Origin of the sequence: Ferroplasma acidarmanus Fer1, assembly GCF_000152265.2 — an archaeon.
Classification (GTDB): domain Archaea; phylum Thermoplasmatota; class Thermoplasmata; order Thermoplasmatales; family Thermoplasmataceae; genus Ferroplasma; species Ferroplasma acidiphilum.
In genome coordinates this window covers 424,235-438,946 of the sequence record NC_021592.1, presented here as the reverse complement: position 1 = coordinate 438,946, position 14,712 = coordinate 424,235, and the positions used below count along the sequence as shown (strand labels likewise).

The 14,712-nt window shown below is 35.7% G+C and carries 10 protein-coding genes and 1 tRNA gene; 3 read left to right on the top strand and 8 right to left on the bottom strand.

Annotated features, from left to right (window positions below; translation table 11 throughout):
* Window positions 1–17: 17 nt before the first annotated feature.
* The 3 genes from FACI_RS02015 to polX form a co-directional block, all read right to left on the bottom strand.
* Window positions 18–356, bottom strand: a complete 339-nt coding sequence (locus FACI_RS02015; RefSeq protein WP_009886431.1) for a hypothetical protein — start codon at window positions 354–356, stop codon at window positions 18–20.
* Window positions 353–2,854, bottom strand: a complete 2,502-nt coding sequence (locus FACI_RS02010; RefSeq protein ID WP_009886430.1) for a penicillin acylase family protein — start codon at window positions 2,852–2,854, stop codon at window positions 353–355. Before FACI_RS02010 ends, FACI_RS02015 begins: the two co-directional genes overlap by 4 nt.
* A 142-nt stretch (window positions 2,855–2,996) precedes the next feature.
* A complete protein-coding gene (gene polX, locus FACI_RS02005) occupies window positions 2,997–4,715 on the bottom strand; it encodes a DNA polymerase/3'-5' exonuclease PolX (RefSeq protein WP_009886429.1) in 1,719 nt (572 codons plus the stop codon).
* Between the two features lie 151 nt (window positions 4,716–4,866).
* Here polX and purH point away from each other — a divergent pair, with 151 nt between their 5' ends.
* Entirely contained in the window at window positions 4,867–6,369 is a 1,503-nt protein-coding gene (purH, locus tag FACI_RS02000) for a bifunctional phosphoribosylaminoimidazolecarboxamide formyltransferase/IMP cyclohydrolase (RefSeq protein WP_009886428.1), read from the top strand.
* Here the strand turns inward: purH and FACI_RS01995 are convergent.
* Both FACI_RS01995 and FACI_RS01990 read right to left on the bottom strand, forming a co-directional pair.
* Entirely contained in the window at window positions 6,366–7,235 is an 870-nt protein-coding gene (locus FACI_RS01995) for a presenilin family intramembrane aspartyl protease PSH (protein ID WP_201800965.1), read from the bottom strand. The genes purH and FACI_RS01995 overlap by 4 nt on opposite strands.
* Window positions 7,207–9,483 carry a DNA topoisomerase I gene (locus FACI_RS01990; RefSeq protein ID WP_084593828.1) on the bottom strand — a complete coding sequence of 759 codons (2,277 nt, stop codon included), beginning with the start codon at window positions 9,481–9,483 and terminating at the stop codon, window positions 7,207–7,209. The genes FACI_RS01995 and FACI_RS01990 overlap by 29 nt, the downstream gene beginning before the upstream one ends.
* 142 nt (window positions 9,484–9,625) lie before the next feature.
* Between FACI_RS01990 and FACI_RS01985 the strand changes: the two genes are divergently transcribed.
* A complete protein-coding gene (locus FACI_RS01985; protein WP_009886425.1) occupies window positions 9,626–9,901 on the top strand; it encodes a hypothetical protein in 276 nt (91 codons plus the stop codon).
* On the opposite strand, the gene FACI_RS01980 is transcribed toward FACI_RS01985, so the two are convergent.
* Window positions 9,898–10,275, bottom strand: a complete 378-nt coding sequence (locus FACI_RS01980; protein ID WP_238553356.1) for a transferase — start codon at window positions 10,273–10,275, stop codon at window positions 9,898–9,900. The genes FACI_RS01985 and FACI_RS01980 overlap by 4 nt on opposite strands.
* Window positions 10,276–10,407: 132 nt before the next feature.
* On the opposite strand from FACI_RS01980, the gene FACI_RS01975 reads away from it, so the two are divergent.
* Window positions 10,408–10,480, top strand: a tRNA-Val gene (locus FACI_RS01975).
* Window positions 10,481–10,850: 370 nt separating this feature from the next.
* On the opposite strand, the gene FACI_RS01970 is transcribed toward FACI_RS01975, so the two are convergent.
* Window positions 10,851–11,765, bottom strand: a complete 915-nt coding sequence (locus tag FACI_RS01970; protein WP_148285710.1) for a hypothetical protein — start codon at window positions 11,763–11,765, stop codon at window positions 10,851–10,853.
* Window positions 11,766–12,024: 259 nt separating this feature from the next.
* A complete protein-coding gene (locus FACI_RS01965; protein WP_009886422.1) occupies window positions 12,025–14,697 on the bottom strand; it encodes an ATP-dependent DNA helicase in 2,673 nt (890 codons plus the stop codon).
* Window positions 14,698–14,712 lie beyond the last annotated feature (15 nt).

Here is a 14,712-nt window from a genome sequence, read left to right as displayed (position 1 = left end):
AATACACTTCCTGGCAATTATTTATTAATTGACGAGCCTATTAGCAATCCCGTTATTGTTATGGCAAATATAATCAGGAAGGTTAACAGTATTACCAGGTAAAATGGAATTCCCGCTATGCTGGACGCTAATGCCGCACCCCTGATCCTTGTGGCATAGGATGGTATTAAAGCTATAAAAATTCCAAGCATTGAGGCTACGCCTGCTAAAACTATATATGAAATTTTCCTAACCATGAAATAGCCGATTATAATTGCAGGTACAATTTGCAAATACCAGTAACCATAATATCCTAGCAAAAAGGCAGTTACAATTAATATGAATATTCCATATATATTAAAATATTTATCATTCATTTTTGACCACCGTACCCCTGATAAAATTGTTCCGGCATATTTACTGGAATTAATGTATAATAGACACCGTTATTCCACGGTATGAAGTTGTTTGAATAATAACTGCTCAATGGGTTTTCAGAGACGCCACCGGGATATATGCCTACGGACTTTGCAGGATTTGAAAGATTCACAACAAGCCTCCATGAGGGGCCAAAATTGGATGTAAGCCCGTATGCTGCGTTTATTGTATTTCCATTTCCAGCCGCCGGGATTTCCTTTGTATTCAATGTATTTATGCCAAAGAAGCTGGATAAATACCTTGTATGAATATTGCCCCAGTCCCATTTCGATGATATTGTGCCATACTTTTTATTAAGCTCATTTATTGTCTGGTTAAATGCGTGCAGTGCCAGCGATGAAAAATTCTCAACATTGCCATTCAAAGGGTTATTGAAGTACGCTGAATCCGGAGAATTAATTGTCCAGTTTACCAGGTCTTCCATCAGGGGGCCATGGTATGTTACATCGCTACCAAGGAAGAATGATATGTTATATAATCCATCCTGAGAAGTTATTCCGTATTCTTCCATGTATGGCAGGAAAGTATCGTTTACTATATTATGTTCCCAGAAATGGAAAACACTTGCTGCTGAAGAATTAATATCCATATCTCCGTTCCATGACGCCAATTCATTATATATTTCTGTATTTCCATAGTATTTCTCTATGGATTTCAACAGGGGCTTCAGGAAAATATTGGTTGAATAATCATGTACCGACAACTGTACTTTTTCCATTTTTGACGTATTAAACCCGGAAGTTGAATTTAACAGTGAATATATCTCATTTGCACGTGGCCCTGTTTCATAAAGCCAGCCCGTGTAATATGGATAACCAGGCGAAACAGTTATCTGGTTAGCAGAGAATACAAATCCCCTTGCCGGGTCGTATAAGGACGGCTCATATTTCAATGGTATAAAGCCCACCCAGTTTGACCTGCCGGTTCCATTTAATACACCTCTGGGATTGCCTGATTCTATGACAGGATAATCTCCATACGGGAATATGCCGATATTGCCCTTTGAACCTGCAACTGCCCAGTTCTGTATTGCAACCTTGAAATATTGTGTAAGGTTGTCCCTGAACTGCGATACTGTATGTGCCCTGTCTATATGCAGGAAAAATGTAAGCTCATAACTCGGAGATAAACCTGTCCAGTCCATGGCAATTTTTGTTCCGGAATCATTGTCAACCACAACCCCATTGTCTGCAACTTCCAGCTGTAGATTATATGGCTTTGAATCCTTCACATTTATTGTTTCATTTATAACTGTGAATTTTGCCCAGCTTCCGTTGGAATAGTAACTGTATGGATGTGCACCGGATGTTTCTTCAGCATAGAAGTAAGTTTCCTGTGTCTGCCCGTTAGTTGCACCCCATGCTATATAGCTATTATGCCCGAGAATTACACCTGGAAAACCAGGGAACACAACTCCGATTACGTTCATGCCTGGAGATACAAGCTGGAAACCTATCCATATTGATGGCACACTTGTTGTGAGATGCGGGTCATTTGCAAGCAAAGCTGAAACATTGTCTGTTTTTACCCCATTGACTGCCCAGTCGTTGCTGAAACTTTCTGAGGATGGAAATGCAAGTGATGTTGGCGATGAAAATGCAGGTATGCTGCTAATGTTTACCGGGATATGCACAGATGGAGTGTATAATGTTAAATTGTTAATATCGCCTGTTTCGTTGTAAATTCCGGGATTGCATTGATAAGGCACAATGGGGTTTTGTATTCCTGCCTGGTATGCCGGATACAGTGCTTTTATAATGTTTTCAGGCATTTTCTGCAATGCATACTGGAAGTAAAGCGGCTCAAAGCCTCCTGCACTGTTTTCCCACAGAAAAGTTTGCTGTATTGCAAAGATATTGGTTATGTTAAAATCATTAGGCTTATAATTGAGCAGTTTAAAAAGCAGTGGCGTATTTCCATAGCTCAAATTGTTTATATATGAATTTATACCTGAGACAAAGTTGCTGGTTGCCATATAGGTGTAAGAGGTTTTTGAAAGGTTGTTTACTTCAGATTTAGCTATCTGGCAATCCATCAATTCCCTTGAAAATATATCTGATGATAATTCACTTTTGCCAACAAGCTGGGACAAAGTGCCCTGTGCTTCCTTCTTGATGAAAACCATCTGTGCAAGCCTGTATTTTGCTTCTAAATAGCCCTGTTCATAATATAACGACCAGTTATGGTTGCTATATACGCCTATAAACCCATCAGATTCCTGGAAAGTTATTACCTCTGCTGTTTTACCATTGTAAGTAATATTCATATATTTAGCACCGGTTTTATACTCCGGTGGAATAGAATAAATACCTTTTGAAGGATTTAGCAGTTTATTAGTCGGTGGCAAAGGCCCTATGGACACTGAGATCATTGAGATTATAACTATTGCAACAATTATCCCTACTATGAATCTTTTTTTAGACGAAAAGACTTTCATAAAATTTGATAACCAGGATTTATTTAAATATTAGTTAGTGGACGAATATAGATTTAACTATAAAATCCCTGGCAATTCCTAAATTCCTGAAAAATATTCATGGTTATTAAAATAAACAATTAAGATGCAGTTTATTAAATAATTATTTTTTTAAAAACTTCATCAGGCCATTTAAATCCATTGTATTTATTACTTTTTCCTTTCCGAGCCATCCCCTTCTTGCGGTTCCAACGCCCAATTCCATAAAATCATACCCGTAAATGTTATGCGAATCCGTGTTTATTGAATAATAAACATTGTACTTCGAGGTTTTTAGAATGTTTTCATCGTTTAAATCTAATCTCTCCGGAGAGGAATTAATTTCCAGTGCAGTTTTATATTTTTCACAGTATTTTGAGACCTCATCTAAATCTATTTCATATGGCGGTCTTTTATTAATCAACCTTCCGGTTGGGTGCCCCAGGATATTTACCTTACCAGTTTTTATTGCGTTTATTACTCTCTGTGTCATATCTTCCTTTCCCATTGAGGTATTCATATGGACAGAAGCAATTACGCAATCCATCTGTCCCAGTGTTTCATCCTTTAAATCCAGTGAGCCATCCTTTAAGATATCAACTTCTGCGCCTTTCAATATTTTTATCTTATATTTCTGATTTAATTTATCTACTGTATCAAAATATTTGATAAAATCCTGATCTCCCATTCCATGGGCTATTTTTAGATTTTTTGTGTGGTTTGTCATTGCAATATATTCATAACGCTTTTCCAGTGCAGCATTAACCATCTCTTCCGTTGTGTTCAGGCCATCGCTTTCCTTTGTATGCAAATGCAAATCTCCCTTTATGTCATTTAAACTTATTAATTCCGGTACCCTGTGTTGCAATGCCAGTTCTATCTCACCACGGTCTTCACGCATTTCTGGAGGTATATAATCCATATTTAGCCTGTTGTATATGAATTTTTCATCCTTACCGGCTGCTATATTGCTATCATTATAAAAGAGGCCGTATTCATTCAACTTATAATTATTGCCTATTGCTATTTTTCTTATCTTTATATTGTGGTCTTTGCTGCCAGTAAAATATTGCAATGCAGCACCAGAGCTTACATCGTTGATAACACGCAGGTCGCAGGTAACACCGGTGCTTAATAGAATTGTTGTTTTTGTCTCACCTTTTACCACTACTGACCTTGCATCCTCAAAATTTATAAATAAATCCATAGTTTTTTTGCTATCTTTCGATGTTGCCAGTATATCAATGTCCCCCAGAGTCTCTTTCATTCTTCTTGTTGACCCGGCGATAAAGCATCTGTCTATAAAATCACTTTTTGTTAAATATGAAATGATTTTTCTTGCCTCATTTAATCCCTGGGCAAGCAAAATTCTACCGTGCAACGAAGCCAGCATTGAAATATTCTTTAATATTAATTCTTCGCTTTTTTTCCCAAAGCCGGGGATATCTGCTATTTTATGTTCTTCTGCAGCTTTTTTTAAATCATTTAAATTTTTTATGCCGAGCTTTTTATACAGTAATATTGCTTTTTTAGGCCCTAATCCTTCTATCCGGAATAAATCTCCAAAATCAATAGGGTATTCACTTTTAATTTTTTCATATTTTTCTATTTTTCCGGTTTTCAGGTATTCTATTATATGCTGTGTGATTCCCTTGCCAACACCGGGAATTTTCATTAATCCATCAATGCCATATTTATCATAGAGATCAGAAACATCATCCGGCATTGATTGCAATTCCCTTGCCACCCTCTGGTATGCCAGGGCTTCAAATTTTGTTTTTTCATCAATGCTTAAAATATTGTATAAATTTTCAAAAATCCCAGCTATTTCCGAGTTTGACATATTAAATACATATTGCCCTTAATTATAAATCTATGGAATAAAATTAAATATGCATTTGTTCTGGTCAATCCCCTGAAATAATTATTGTAACCCGGAGATAAATATGATAACCTCTGCAATAAATATTTAAAACATTTTTTAATAGGGTAATATGAGAATTCTCATAAGCGTCTATGACAAGACAGGCCTGGTTAATTTTTTAAGTTCAATAAAGGACCATATTGATGAGATATATGGGACAGAAGGCACAGTAAAATACCTCAAAGATAATAATATTGCAGCAAATAATTCATCAAATCTTACGGGGTTCGACGATCTTCTTGGCGGGCGTGTAAAAACACTGCATCCCGCAATCTTTTCAGGAATACTTTCAAAACGTGACAGTGAAAGCAATATGCAGCTGGAAAAATATCATTATAAAGATTTTGACATGGTAATATGCAATTTATATCCATTCGTTGAGGCGTCTAAAACAGATGATCTTGAGAAAATGATAGAAAATATAGACATAGGTGGCTTGTCGCTTATAAGGGCAGCTGCAAAGAATTACAAAAATGTTGCAGTACTTTCACATCCGGATGATTACAGCATGGTAAAAGATGTTCTTCAAAAGAATGGGAAAATTGATATGAAAACCAGAGAAATACTGGGGTTAAGGGCATTCTCAAGATCTGCAGATTATGATATCCAGATATACAACAAGCTGTACAGAAAATTAAATGATAGGCAGCCCGAGGAATTATTTATACATGGCTACGATAGGACAGATCTGAGATATGGGGAAAATCCAGACCAGGAAGCATATATGTTTAAGGTAAATGAAAAATATGGCATACCGAATTCCATACAGTTAAACGGCAAAGAATTATCATATAATAATATACTGGATGCCAATGCAGCACTGGAAACAGTACAGGATTTTCAGGATATTACATCCGTAATAGTAAAGCACAGGACTCCATCAGGCGTATCCAGTGCAGGCACATTGAAAGAAGCCTTTATCAATTCATACAATGCAGACCCTGAATCAGCTTATGGATTTGTAGTTGCCCTGAACAGGAAGCTTGATATGGATACAGCAAAGGAAATGCAAAAAAAATTCATTGAGGTACTTATAGCCCCTGAATATGATACAGATGCATTGAACCTGTTAAAAAAGAAAAAGAATATGAGAATACTGAAATGTTCCATGGATCATGACCCTGAAAAAGCAATTTATTCGGTATCTGGAGGTGTACTTGTGCAGTCAAGGCTGGACTACAGGTATGACAATCTGGAATTGAAATCAACGGCAGAAGCAGGAAAGGAAAAACTTGCAGACCTGGAATTTGCGTGGAAGGTAGTTGCACATGCAAAGAGCAATGCTATGGTACTTGCAAAGAACAGGACAACCGTTGGAATTGGTGCAGGGCAAACATCCAGGATAGAATCATTAAAAATAGCTATAGAAAGGGGCAATAGCAATGTAAAGGGTTCAGTGCTGGCTTCTGACGCATTCATTCCATTTGACGACTCGGTCATTGAATGCTATAAGAATGGAATAGACGCTATCATACAGCCTGGTGGGTCCATAAGGGATGATGATGTAATAAAAAGGTGCAATGAATATAAAATACCATTATACTTTACCGGAAAGCGGGTTTTCCTTCATTAAATCGCTACAACTGCAAATGCAATGAGGAAGCCAATTATAACTCCAGTATTGATATAAGGAAGCCCTGGCGCAGGTTTTCCATGGTTAAAAAAGAAAAGAAATCCAAGGGCAGAGAGTGCCCCTGCCAGGGTAAGTGCAATAAACAATGCAATATGGAGTGGATTGTATATTGCAGAGGAGATAATTAATAGTTCAGGAATTGCCATATCTCCAAACCCCAGCATTATTACAGAATGTGTGCCGCGATTATCGAATGTAAGGTCTTTAATTTTGATTCCACCTTGAGATGGAAGGGTGAACATAAGTGGAAACTGATTGTCAATCGCCGCCTTAGCAAGTGTTACCATATGCTTCGTTTTATAAACTGATATATAATCATACACAGCGAAAACTACCAGCAAAGTTATTGCAATATAAGGCCTGAGAAGTATGCCCAGTATAGCCGCTGCCCCGGATATCATAATAAGCCCTGCAGCATCTGTGATATACCATTCATTCCGGAATATCAACATGTATGCAAAGAAACCTGTTACTATAGCAATTATTGCATAATATTCAGGAAGATTCACAGCAACTATTCCTGCAACTATGGATGACACCAGGAAAATCATGTATAGTACAAGTACAATAAATATTGCTTTCATTATCTTTGCATGTTTTTTAATTATGTAAAGTGCCGCAGCAGTAAAAATGACAATGAAAACTATATAGTATATAACAAAGATAAATGATATGCCATTTGACTCTGCAGCTATGCCGGAAATCTGGTCAAGGTTAAATGCCAGGTACAGTGCAAATGCTGTTGAAACTATGAAGAGCAGAATGCCGAACAGCTCACTATTTATTCTCTGATTCGCTTTTTTCAACTTTATCCTTCCTGTTGTATTCACATTTCATATTCGGGCAAAATTTCCATTTTCTCTTTCCATTAACCATTATAAGCAATGGTGCGCCACAGTACCGGCATATTTCTCCTGTTGGCATTATCACACCTTTCTGGGGAAGTGGATATGTTACGGTGCATTTAGGATAGTTGGAGCATCCCAGAAACCGCTTTCCATACCTGGATTGCCTGATTATGAGGTCACCATCATCAGAGGGGCATTTTCCAACAGAAAGCTTTTTTCTGTTATATTCGCAATTCGGATCGACACATCTATATTCGGGGGATTGCCCTTTCCTGATAATCTTTATAATTGGCAGGGAACATACATCACATCTTTTATCCGTCATCTGTACGAGCCCGGTGGCGTTAAGGTTAAAATTGATTTTGCAGCCTTCGGTTGAGCACTTTATTTTTGAAAAATTCCTGAATTTAACCAGTGATATTTCTCCTCCATCCAGCGGGCATGTCCCTATAGAATCGCCCTTGTTAGCATATGATGTAATTGTTTCTTTAATTTCTTCCTTATTTCCCCTGAAACCTTTTAACGCACTGTGAAGCATATTTCTTGAGTCATTGACAACATCATCTAATTTTTTCTGGTTTTCTGCTATTTTATCCATCTCTTTTTCCAGCTCGGCAGTCATATCAGGCTTTGCAATATCTGAATCGATAGTTGTTATAGATTTTATGAACCCTATACCCAGTGGCGTTGGCCTTAAGGGATTGCCTGTTGCAAAGTTCCTGTCATTGAGCTTCTGTATAATGTCATGCCTTGTGCTTTTTGTTCCGAGATTCAATGATTCCATGAGTTTAAGCAGGGATGCCACATCGTATCTCTTTGGAGGCTCTGTATACTTTTCTTCCATATCCCATTTTTTTCCTTTTACTGTTTCCCCTATTACCAGTTCCGGGAGTTTGGACTCTCTTAATTTTCTGTATTTGTAAATATCAAACCATCCGTTGTCTATTATTTTTTCGCCCGACACTTTAAAATTGTAACCTTTTATGTCAATATCCGCATCAGATTTTTCTATAACTGCATTTTTATACAATGTGGCTAAAAATCTTCTTACTATCAATTCATAGATATTTTTATATGCACCTGTAAGGGCCTTTTTCGGATATGAAACAGGGTATATTGGTGGGTGGTCTGTAGTCTCAACCTTGCCCCTGGATGGATAAATCTTTTCCTGCCCCAGTACCATCTTTGCTTCAGTATCAAATTCAGTCCCTTCAAATTTTTGGGCTATGCTTTTAAGTGGTATGGACCGCTGGTAAACTGTATTGTCAGTTCTTGGATAGCTTATAAGCCCGCTCATATAGAGCTTTTCGGCTATTTTCATAGCATTTGAGGGTGTAACCCCTATTCTGGATGCTTCCCTCAGGAAATCTGTTGTGCTGAATGGTGGGGGCTTATATACCTCTTTTTTCTCATTTTTATATGATTTTACTATTCCATCATTCCCATTTATTGCATTAAAAATTTTATTTGCTTCATCTTCGTCTTTTATATTTTTTTCATATACGCCCTGGAAATCTATTCCCTTATTGAATGTAACATTTATGACAAAATATTTTTCCGGCACAAAGCTTTTTATTTCTTCTTCCCTTTCAACTATCAATGCCAGTGTTGGCGTCTGTACCCTTCCCACAGAGATAAAATCTTTCCAGAGCCGGTTGCTTGTTACAGAAAAGAACCTTGTGAGGACAGCACCCCAGAGCAGGTCTATCTCTTCCCTTGCCTTGGCCGAGTCTGCAAGCCCGTAATTTACATCAAGAAGATTGTCAAAGGCATCCTTTACCTCCTGTGATGTCAATGCACTGAATTTGGCACGCCTGATGTTTGTATAACCCGGCTCTATAAATTTTAATGCCTCGACTCCTATAAGTTCTCCTTCACGGTCATAGTCAGTAGCTATAATGATATTATCAATGCCTGAAAATGATTTCAATGCAGAATATGCCCTCTGGTTGGTAACTTTATAGATAATATTGGAGTCTATAAGCTTATCAAGGTCAGATTTAACCCAATCTTTGAACTCTTCTGGAAAATCAGCTCCTAGTATATGCCCACTTAATGAGACCATGATATTCTGCTCATTGTTCCTTTCAAATTCTATATAACTGATGTTCTTAGTTTTTTTCTGCTTCGATGTTTTATCCGAGAGAATGTACGATATACGCCTTCCGGCATCCATTTTTTCTGCTATAATTAAATTGAGTACCAAAGTAATCTACTAATAATTAACAATACTAAATAAAGATTTTTAAGATGTATGGTGAAAACAGCGGCACATAAAATTTATGGCGATTTCTGTAATTAACTTAAATTATAGGAACATTTAAATATTTACGTTGTGATATAGATATATGACAGAAGTAATAGTAGTGCATAAATGGAAGGATGAACAGAAAGATCAGGTTATGAAGTTTGCAACAACCATAATGGATATGGCAAAATCAAAGAAATTGCCTGCAGGATTAAAACTTGAAGAGCTTTTCTTGGCAGATAAGGAAAACCAGGCAGTATGCAGATGGGATGTTGATACACTCGACCATTTGATGGAAACAGCAAAATCAATGAAACCAACATGGGACATACAGGCAACAGAAGTAACACAGAAATTTAAAAAAGGACTTTTCTAAATCTTTTTAGTTATTTTTGGGGGAATGCCAAGCTTAGAGGCATATTCCTCAATAGTTTTTATCTGCTCTCTATGAAGACCAAAAAATATCCCTTTTCCCTTGCCGCGCACATATAAATTTCCATGAAATTTCATGAGTTTCCCAAGTGTGGTGCTTATGAGTATGAGTTCATGTCCTTTTACAGGTATATTGACTTTCTCTGAATTCCAGTTAATTTCAGGATAATCGCTATGCCTTGGCAATAATATCTTTTTAAATGTCATGCTTTCTATATCGATATGTGTAACCCTTGCGCGGCCATATCCCTTTACATGAATGAAAATTATCGCATCATCAGATTTAACACCATCCAGGAATACCTCCCCAGATACCATTATCTTGCCCGGCATTATATTCAAAATATTATATTCATATTTAATAGCTTCATTATAATATAAAATAAATAAAATATATATTTTAAAGGACAGACATAAAAATTATTATATCATTATAGACTTATCCTCTACGGGCTCGTAGTCTAGTGGTTATGATACCGCCCTTACAAGGCGGTGATCACCGGTTCAAATCCGGTCGGGCCCATTTATAGTTAGAAAAGATAGATATAAATTCAAAATGTGCCGCTTTATTTCATTCAATTAATATAACATTATTTCCTGCATTAAAATATATAATATTCAAAATGTACTGCGGTCATATTTAATTTGTCCTTCATTTCCATTTTTGGTTCCATTTTTAAAATTTCTCAAACCCCTTTCTGAGGAAGTGAATGTTTGCCTTTGTTTCACTCTAATGTTAACGTCTATTACATGAAGTCTTTCTTGCCTACGTATTCAGAATAAAGTTCATGGGTTACATCCACTTATGGCATATCCGACAAATTGATATTTCTGTGTTGAGCTATAAGTTTTATTGTTAATAATTTATACAGAATGAATGTATTTTCATTGTATTACATTACTATATTGCTCTTTCCATTTAATTTCCCAAGAGTTGGCGCAGGGACGTTATCAATTATTCCGTTTATATTTATGTTTTTAATATTTTCGCCGTAGTATATACCTTTTTCAATTTTGTGGTATTCACTATTGCTTATTATTGCATCGATGTTTATATTCATTGAATTTGATATATGCAATGCTGTTTTTCCCGTGTCCCTTATCCGCACATCAATTTTTAATATATTATTCATATCTCTGCTATATTTTCCAATTAAAATACCATACTCATTATTATTAATATAAGCCTTATCGTTATTCCATACGGTTCCTTGAAAATATGAATTCTGTGTCGAGTCTATCTGCATTCCTGTGTACTGGCAAGAATCAATAGAAAAATTATTGATGCTTATATTATTCGCATTAAACATCCTTATCCCCGTCGAACAGTTAACTACCTGCAACTCTTTTATTCTTATATCTGATGCATTTTCGAGGCTTAAGCCTATATTGCCCAGGTAGATATCTATATTGTTGATGATAATATTGAAGCCATTTATTTCTATTGCTTTAATAATTCTATTATCAGGGCCATTCCCTGTATTGTATATTTTAATATAATCTATATTTATGGAATTATTTGCATTGTCTTTCCCTATGGATATTCCGGATTTGTTATTCGAATTCAGAATGAGATATTTTATATCTGAGTATTGTTCCACCACGATAAAAGGGATATATTTATTTTTCATATCATTAACCAGGATTGACTTATTATTGGAAATTAACATTGTTCCACTCTTTATAATTAGCTGGGTTTTTATATGATATTCTCCAGGTGAGAGAAATATATAACCAGATTTACTGGAATCTATTGCTTCCTGGATTCCTGAAGTTAATGAATTGTTGTCGGGATTTACAATATCCATTTTTAATACTATATATTTGCAGTAATAATACTTTTCTTTTATTGTAGGAGTTAAGCAGTTTGAGGATATTGCAATAAACCCCATGTGAAATTGAGTATGGTCCGCAAAATTCAGATTTAATCAGGGGAAAAATATTGAAACTATAAGGAACAAAAAAATTTCTTAATGCATACAATATTTATCTCAATACTGCCATCATAAAAGTAGTGAGGAAATAGCTACAAAATCTATGCACATTATGAATAGATAGAAATAGCAGTTATTTTAGAAGTTCTGCTAATCTTTCATATAATGTATCTTCACTGGGTTGCTTAAGATAGTCCTCAATAAATTTATCCGGATTGCTTTTATACTCAAGGAATTTTGATATATATTTTTTCAATGAATCTTCAGAACGCTTGTCCGGTTGTTTATAAATTAGGCCTGATGTATTCTCATGTGTGTTTATTTTTCCTCTCATGCTAATATACCCTATGGCAGTATCTATATTTTCAGGGTTGATATTATTTTTTATAGAATAGAGGATTTTATATGCTAATAACTGTACTCTGTGGTGCGATGCTTTTTCTATGGTTTTATCCGTCTTGTAATCCAGGATAACATATTTCTTTCCGTCACTGAAAACGGCATCAATTTTGCCGAAAAACATAATATTATCAGGTTGACCAGAAAACTCCTCAAACATCTGGTTTATCCTGGCTATTGCTGAAACTTCTGCCTCAATCTGCTCCATATTAAAACCTGATTTTATCTGGTTTACAACAGATTCTATGTTTGAGAGTATCTGTTTATCCACATTGCCAAGAAGTTCATTTTTTATTTCATTTTTATAAAGTGATTCCGCCATTTCATGGGCATTTAATCCGTAATACAGAGCATCTGTTTTTTCATTGAGCTTCAATATATTGTTCTTTAGCATGAAAAACGGGTTTTCAATGCTTATAAGAGAAAATGAGAGGACATTCTTATTCTGGAAAAATTCGTAGATTATATTCTTTAGCCAGTTTTCCTTGCTGGAAAGGGTCTCCTTAGCGCCATTATAATCACCTGATACGAACTGTAAATATGCTTCATTGTATTTTCCCGGTACCGTAACTTCCTGTTTCTCGGGAATATTCTCATAGGCAACCATTTCAGAATATTCAGGTATAAGGTAATTCGGTGCTTCCCTGCGATTTGTACACACCCAGAGCTCCTCTTTTGCCCTTGTAAAAGCCACAAAGTCTATTCTGACGCTCTCGTTTTTAAGTTCATCATCAACGTTGATCCGTTTTATTTCCTCTATTATAGAAGATACAATAATATCTATGTATGTATCTGATTTTCTCGGCTTTTTTGGTAGATATATTACATTGTCAAATTCGCGACCTTTGGCCTTGTGCACTGTGGTAAGGATTATCCTTGAATTGCCAGATTTGCTAGAATTTTCAGAATACGATAAATCCAGAAAATCGAAGAAATTTTTCCGTGTGTAATCACGTTCCGCATCAAAAAATTCACCTATTGATGATTTTACGGTAGCAGCTGTAAGGAAATATTCCCTGCTTATTGACGATGCAATAGGGAATATTCTGCTTTCGAAGAGGTCCATTATATTTTCCCTGGATAGTTCTTTATTTCTCAATGAGAAAAATGGATTTGAACTGTCAAATAAATCAATTGTGTTTTCTTCACTTCTAAGTGATTCAGCAATTTTGAAAGCCTCTTTCAGCGATATGCCAGAAAATGGTGTTACCATGGCATTAATTATATCATCCGGGCGATCATATAGAATACCCTTTAAAAATGCGGTTATATCTTTTTTTGCCTGGTTTATTGTGTGTACATTTGAATCACTTGAATAATCAATACTATATCTATCCAGAAGTGAAGATATAGTATCTATCTGTGAATTTGTCCTTGCTATGATTCCTATGTTGCCACTGGACACTGGAATGCTATTTATAATTTCCATGACAGATTCTTCTGGAGAATCTACTTCAACAATTTTTACTTTATTCCCATTTTTATTCGTTCCCCTGAAATTTTCAAGTTCCGGTACATCATTTTCGAATTTTAAATAGTATTGTTTCGAGTAAGCCAGTATGGTTTCAGTGCTTCTGTAGTTAATCTTCAGGTCTTTCTTCTCTATTCCGCTGTTTCCAATCAATGAGTTAAATACTGATAATGCGCCCCCCTGAAATCCGAATATGGACTGTTTCCTATCGCCCACCAGAAATTTCACATTTCCTGTAGACATTGCAATTCTGGATTCTATATCGTTAACATCCTGCAATTCATCAACAAAAACATATTCGTATGTTTTTTTATCTTCCAGTTTCTGGAATTGAAACAATAAATCATTGAAATCCGGATTTTCTTTATTTTCCTCATAATAATTAAATGCCTGGTAGAAATAATCAAACAGGTACTCTTCCTCCTCAAGGCCAATATTTCTTACAATTCCGGAGTTGTATTTTTTTCTCAGCGATTCCATTATAATATCCCTGTTTTTTGCTATATCCACCGGCATAATTCCGAAGCTTTTTATGTATCTGATTGCATTTTCCAGTTTAGGGACAATATCTTCTATAACATACTCCCTTCCATAATTGAATGCCTCAAGGTCCCTGAGTTTCTTATATATAAGGTACCTTGCAATATTATATGAGACTATATTTTTTTCCGCCTTTGATTGGAAAAGTTCCTGGAATGCCAGTGCATGGAATGTGTAAATGTTTACATCATATGCAGTTACATTCTTAATTTTATTGTCAATTAGCAATTTGTCAATGCTTTTCTGGAGTTCTCCCACTGCATTGTTTGTAAATGTGATGCAGAGTATTTTTTCCGGTTTTACCCCTTCTTTAATCAGATTAATAACTTCATTGGAAATCATGGTTGTTTTTCCTGTTCCTGGATTAGATATTACTAAAGTATCTCTATTGATCATTGTTAATATAATTGT

Coding starts and splice junctions, on each gene's coding strand:
- FACI_RS02010 (WP_009886430.1), bottom strand. CDS start 2,854: ATGAAAGTCTTTTCGTCTAAAAAAAGATTCATAGTAGGGATAATTGTT.
- polX (WP_009886429.1), bottom strand. CDS start 4,715: ATGTCAAACTCGGAAATAGCTGGGATTTTTGAAAATTTATACAATATT.
- purH (WP_009886428.1), top strand. CDS start 4,867: ATGAGAATTCTCATAAGCGTCTATGACAAGACAGGCCTGGTTAATTTT.
- FACI_RS01965 (WP_009886422.1), bottom strand. CDS start 14,697: ATGATCAATAGAGATACTTTAGTAATATCTAATCCAGGAACAGGAAAA.
- FACI_RS02015 (WP_009886431.1), bottom strand. CDS start 356: ATGAATGATAAATATTTTAATATATATGGAATATTCATATTAATTGTA.
- FACI_RS01980 (WP_238553356.1), bottom strand. CDS start 10,275: ATGGTATCTGGGGAGGTATTCCTGGATGGTGTTAAATCTGATGATGCG.
- FACI_RS01985 (WP_009886425.1), top strand. CDS start 9,626: ATGACAGAAGTAATAGTAGTGCATAAATGGAAGGATGAACAGAAAGAT.
- FACI_RS01970 (WP_148285710.1), bottom strand. CDS start 11,765: ATGGATATTGTAAATCCCGACAACAATTCATTAACTTCAGGAATCCAG.